Annotated in this window: 1 rRNA gene; it reads left to right on the forward strand. The window is 55.0% G+C overall.

Going from position 1 to position 595, the window contains the following annotated elements:
* Window positions 1-595 (forward strand): 23S ribosomal RNA (locus C400_RS0126010); the annotation flags it as partial.

Here is a 595-nt window from a genome sequence, read left to right on the forward strand (position 1 = left end):
CAATAGTGATTCCGTCAGTAGCGGCGAGCGAACGCGGATTAGCCCAAACCAAGGAGCTTGCTCCTTGGGGTTGTGGGACGTCTCACATGGAGTTACAAAGGAACCGGTTAGATGAAGAGGTCTGGAAAGGCCCGCCAGAGAAGGTAAAAGCCCTGTAGTTCAAAACCCGTTCCCTCCGAGACGGATCCCGAGTAGTGCGGGGCACGTGAAATCCCGTATGAATCCGGCAGGACCATCTGCCAAGGCTAAATACTCCCTGGCGACCGATAGTGAAGCAGTACCGTGAGGGAAAGGTGAAAAGCACCCCGGAAGGGGAGTGAAATAGATCCTGAAACCGTGTGCTTACAAGAAGTCAGAGCCCGATCTATGGGTGATGGCGTGCCTTTTGTAGAATGAACCGGCGAGTTACGTTCCCGTGCAAGGTTAAGGTGAAGAGCTGAAGCCGCAGCGAAAGCGAGTCTGAATAGGGCGAATGAGTACGTGGACGTAGACCCGAAACCGGGTGATCTACCCCTGTCCAGGGTGAAGGTGCGGTAACACGCACTGGAGGCCCGAACCCACGCATGTTGAAAAATGCGGGGATGAGGTGGGGGTA

The organism is Paenibacillus sp. ICGEB2008 (assembly GCF_000307675.1).
Taxonomy (GTDB): domain Bacteria; phylum Bacillota; class Bacilli; order Paenibacillales; family Paenibacillaceae; genus Paenibacillus; species Paenibacillus polymyxa.